Source organism: Pseudanabaena sp. 'Roaring Creek' (assembly GCF_001402795.1).
Taxonomy (GTDB): Bacteria; Cyanobacteriota; Cyanobacteriia; order Pseudanabaenales; family Pseudanabaenaceae; genus Pseudanabaena.
Genome location: NZ_LIRE01000357.1, coordinates 1 through 4739 on the forward strand (window position 1 = coordinate 1; position 4739 = coordinate 4739).

Consider the following 4739-nt stretch of genomic DNA (forward strand, 5'->3'; position numbering starts at 1 on the left):
TAGCAGTAGTCAGTTATGTTAGGACAAAAACAAAACCCAGAATAGTGTTGCGGCGCGAAGCGCCGCAACACTATTCTGGATTTTATGTCTTAACTTATTTGGCTATAGCTATAAAAGCTCATACTAAAAGCGCGTACTAAAAGATCCTACAAACAATAATGGGCGATACTATGTGTTGTGGGATATGTGTGTTCTGGGATATGTGTATTGTGGGATATGTGTTGTAGAAATTGTCGTTTTTGCTAGTCCGTTCTCATCGCTAAGTCTTGTCATCAATTTCAGAGAGGTTTTATTCAGTGAGGAGTTTGTTTGCAGCTACGATTCTCGCGGTCAATGTCGGTAGCCTATCTACTCCTGCGATCGCCAATACGCTTAATGAGTTACCAGTTTCCGACCCAAGCTCAAAGCTGAATATAATTGCGGCTCAGCCCAAAGCGATTCTTCAGAATTCAGGCTCCAATCAATTTGCGCGGCGCTCCCTCAATCTTGCTAAACAAATTCCCTCTGATGCGATCGGCTTTTTGATACTCGATATTGATCGCTCCTCTTGGCAAGTCTTAGGTTCTTCATCCGTATCACCCGTTTTAGCTCTTGATAAATTACTGAGCTTTATAACCTTGTCTTCTGGTTTTTCTATTACTAAGGATGTCCAGCCTTGGTTAGGTAATGAATTAGCGATTTCCCTATGGGGCAATGGTGGCGATAGCGAATTATCGTTTGTGGCGCTTGCACCGATCGTTGATGGACAAAAGTTCGAGCTTTTCTTGCAAAAATTAAAGAAGCTCAACTTACCGAAACCAACTGAAATCCAATATCAAAATGTCAAAATCTTAGAGTGGCAATTTGAGGAGGAGAAGTTTGGTGACAGGAAGCCTGTGCTTTCGCAAGGGTTAAACTCACGAAAATCTCTTTTATCACATCTACAGGATAAAGCTTCAGATCTCCAGAATGCCGATCTCCAGAATGCGAATCTCCAGAATGCGAATCTCAAGAATAAAGATCTCAAGAATAAAGATCTCAAGAATAAAGATCTCAAGAATAAAAATGAGTATCCTCCTAATCCTAGAGACAATGAGCCAATTATTCCTGGCTTTTTTGACTTCAGGTTGCAACGATTGGCGATCGCTCAACTGCCCAGTGGAGTTGCTGTGATCGCAACTGATCGGCAGGCAATTCAGAAGATGGTCGATCTGTCTGCGGTTAATTCCGAGCAGACTTTGCCCTCCTTGGCGGAGAACCAGCTCTTTTTGCGATCGCTCAATCATCCTCTATGGGATCGTTCGTTGCTAGCTGGCTATGGAGATTTTAAAGGTTTGGGGCAGATTGCCGAAATCTTAGCGGCGGATCTGCCTGAGACTTCGGAAATTCCGGGATTAAGTCGTTCCGAATATCTGCAAGGTTTGCAATACACCCTCGGACAGTACAGCAGTTTCGATCTGTTTACATGGTTTGATCCTAAGGGAGTACGCAGTCAAAGTAACAGTTATTTTGCGGAGGTGCGTCCCCCAGTACCCAAGGATAATGGAACTAGCGATCGGCTACTGTCCTACTTGCCCTCAAATATCTATGGCGCAATTACCAGTCGCAATTTTAGTCGCCAATGGCAATGGTTTGTGGAAGAGTCAAAAAAACAGCCTTCCTATAGAATCCTTGTGGATGGATTGCGAACGCTCTCTTCTTCGATCGCCGATCCTAATTTAGATCTAGACATTGAGAAGGATATTATTGCCTTGATGGATGGAGAATATGCCGTTACGATATTCCCCAGCGATCGCTCTCCATTTAAAGAATTTGGCAGTGATATCGCGGCGGGAATGCTCATCCGTACATCTAAGCCCGATGCTGTTAATAAGACATTGGGTAAAGTAACTAAGTACTTTAATAACTTTTTAGTTCCCAAAAACATTGCCCAAGTCAAAAAACGTCAGATTGGTACGACTTTGTTGACTAGTCTGGAGTTTCCTGACGATCGCGAAGTTGGAAAAACACAAAGTGCCTTTGCCTATGGGTGGCGAGATCCCCAGACTCTAATCCTCACAATTGGTTATCAAACTGTGGCAGATTTTATTCCCACTCCCAAGCCTGCTCTTGCGGATTCGGAAATGTTTCGCGATGCGATCGCGGATATGCCCAAGCCTAATTTTGGCTATTTTTATCTCAATGCCAATGCGATCGCCAAGCAAATCGCTTTATTCTCTATTGCCTATTTCAGCGAACTTGAGGCTCCCCCCAATCCCGAATCTCCCCAATCTGAAACATCAAGCCCCGACCAATCCACAAAAAAGGTTTTACCAGAACTACTCCAAAAAACGATCGATAGATTAGGCGGTGCGGTTTTTGTGTATTCCGAAACTAGCGATCGCTTCCAAGCTGATTTCTTCTTGGGCTTAAATCCATAAATATAGACAATATCCTGCTATAACTGTGCTCTATGCAAAAATGTGGCGCGAAGCAGTGATAATCAGTAAAATATCAGGGGATGAATAACGGCGCAAAGCGCCGCCATTCATCCTTTGGACTAATAAAGCATTCCAAGCTGCCACCAGTCTTGCTATACCAAATTAAGAAATGGCTACACCATTGCTTACAGCAATTACCGATCAAACGAACCACAGGAAGAATTTTGAAAGCGTTGCTTCGCAACGCTTTCAAAATTCTTCTTGGTTTGGGTTTAAGCGCAAAGCGCTGCAATATTTATTTGCAGATCTATTTGCAGATCTATTTGCGAATCTATTGTTGATTAATCATAACGTTTAGGTGTTTTTTCTGTAAGTTCTAATAAATGTAGGCTCAAATATAATAAATAGGGTATAAAACCTAAAAATTGATCGATAATTAAGTAATGAGCAGAAATGGTGGGTGAAACAAAAATGGTTGATGTATTGACGCAACTGCACAAATTAGTAATTGCTAGCGGTAATGCAGGAAAAGTAGAAGAGTTTCGTTCTTACTTGGCAGATTTTGGGGTTGAACTGATCGCTAAGCCTGACAATATTGATGTCGAGGAAACAGGTATAACCTTTATTGAGAATGCCCATTTAAAAGCTTCTCAAGTAGCGATCGCTACCAAGCAATGGGCGATCGCTGATGACTCAGGACTAGAAGTATCCGCCCTCAATGGCGCTCCTGGAGTACTTTCGGCAAGGTATGCTCCTACCGATCGCGATCGGATTAATCGAGTATTAACAGAACTTCGTGATTTCTCTAATCGCGAAGCTCAATTTGTATGTGCGATCGCGATCGCTTCGCCCTCTGGCGAAATCGTCGCCGATGCAATTGGTGTTTGTAAAGGAGTAATTACTGAATCGCCAATGGGTAATGGCGGGTTTGGCTACGATCCTATTTTTTTAATTCCCGAACTTCAACAGACCTTTGGAGAAACTCCTCCAGAAGTTAAAGCTCGTATTAGTCATCGCGCCAACGCTCTAGCTACCCTACGCTTAAAATTACAATATCTTCTCAACTAATAATCCTGCTAAGTAGCTAGGCATAAGTAAACTTAAAACCAGAGAGCGTACCGCCCGCTACGCGGGCGGTACGCTCTTCTAGGTTTTGGGTTTTCTAGCTTTCAAATGATATTGAAGGCTTCATTAGATTATTGCGGGTGATGATATCGATGAGTTCTTGTTTGATCTCTTCTATCCGATCGTTATCAATCTGACAAGTCCCCGCATTAGCATGTCCTCCTCCCTCATACCTCAACATCAACTCCCCAATATTGATCGGACAGGTGCGATTGAGTACAGACTTACCAACTGCAAATACGGCGTTCTGCTTTTGTCTCCCCCACATCAAATGGATAGAAATATTACAATCGGGATATAGTGCATAGACCATGAATCTATTGCCAGCATAGATCGTTTCTTCACCGCGTAAGTTAACGATCACTAACTTGTCGTAAACCTCAGCACAGCGTTGAATTTGCTTTTTAAAAATTTCTTGCTGGACAAAATAAAGTTCTACCCGTTCCTTTACATTCGGAAGTTCCATAATTTCTTCGATGGGCATCGTGCGAAAGGCATCCACTAATTCCATCATTAAGGCATAGTTAGAGATCGTAAACTCGCGGAATCTACCTAAGCCTGTCCTCGAATCCATTAGAAAACTTAGTAATACCCAGCCTTCAGGGTGGAGAATATCATTAATATCAAACTGAGCGGAATCGCATTTGTCTACCGCTTGCATCATTAACTGCGAGACCTTCGGAAACTTTAACTTACCACCGTAATAGTTGTAGACGACTCTTGCGGCAGAAGGGGCTTCACCCTCAATAATATGATTGTCAGGAGTGTCATACACTCGCATTGTTTCACTGGTGTGGTGATCGAAAATTAAGTGTGCACCTTCGGTATAGGGTAGGTTAGTTAAAATGTCGCGATCGCAGACTTCCACCTTGCCATCTTGGACATCTTTAGGATGGACAAAGAGAATATCATCGATCATATCGAGCTCTTTGAGCAATACAGCACTGACAACACCATCAAAGTCGCTTCGGGTGATTAATCGATATTTTTTAGTTGCTGCGGACATAAGCTAATACCTCCGAATAATCTTCCAATACTACGATGCTGCACATCACTATAGCGCTTTGCGCTCAAACCCAAACCAAGAAATTTTTTAAAAGTATAGCAGTAGCCAGTTATGTTAGGACAAAAACAAAACCCAGAAGAGTGTTGCGGCGCAAAGCACCGCAACACTCTTCTGGGTTTTATGTCTTAACTTATTTGGCTATAGCTATA

3 protein-coding genes are annotated in these 4739 nt (G+C 42.6%); 2 read left to right on the plus strand and 1 reads right to left on the minus strand.

The window, feature by feature from the left end; genetic code table 11:
* Nucleotides 1-296 precede the first annotated feature (296 nt).
* Both AC805_RS12115 and rdgB read left to right on the plus strand, forming a co-directional pair.
* Nucleotides 297-2399 carry a DUF3352 domain-containing protein gene (locus tag AC805_RS12115; RefSeq protein ID WP_197278707.1) on the plus strand — a complete coding sequence of 701 codons (2103 nt, stop codon included), beginning with the start codon at nucleotides 297-299 and terminating at the stop codon, nucleotides 2397-2399.
* 471 nt (nucleotides 2400-2870) lie between these two features.
* Nucleotides 2871-3467: an RdgB/HAM1 family non-canonical purine NTP pyrophosphatase gene (rdgB, locus tag AC805_RS12125; protein ID WP_231662745.1), complete on the plus strand. Its 597-nt coding sequence runs from the start codon at nucleotides 2871-2873 to the stop codon at nucleotides 3465-3467.
* Nucleotides 3468-3561: 94 nt separating this feature from the next.
* On the opposite strand, the gene AC805_RS12130 is transcribed toward rdgB, so the two are convergent.
* Entirely contained in the window at nucleotides 3562-4530 is a 969-nt protein-coding gene (locus AC805_RS12130; protein ID WP_055075684.1) for a DHH family phosphoesterase, read from the minus strand.
* Nucleotides 4531-4739 lie beyond the last annotated feature (209 nt).

Coding starts and splice junctions, on each gene's coding strand:
- rdgB (WP_231662745.1), top strand. CDS start 2,871: ATGGTTGATGTATTGACGCAACTGCACAAATTAGTAATTGCTAGCGGT.
- AC805_RS12130 (WP_055075684.1), bottom strand. CDS start 4,530: ATGTCCGCAGCAACTAAAAAATATCGATTAATCACCCGAAGCGACTTT.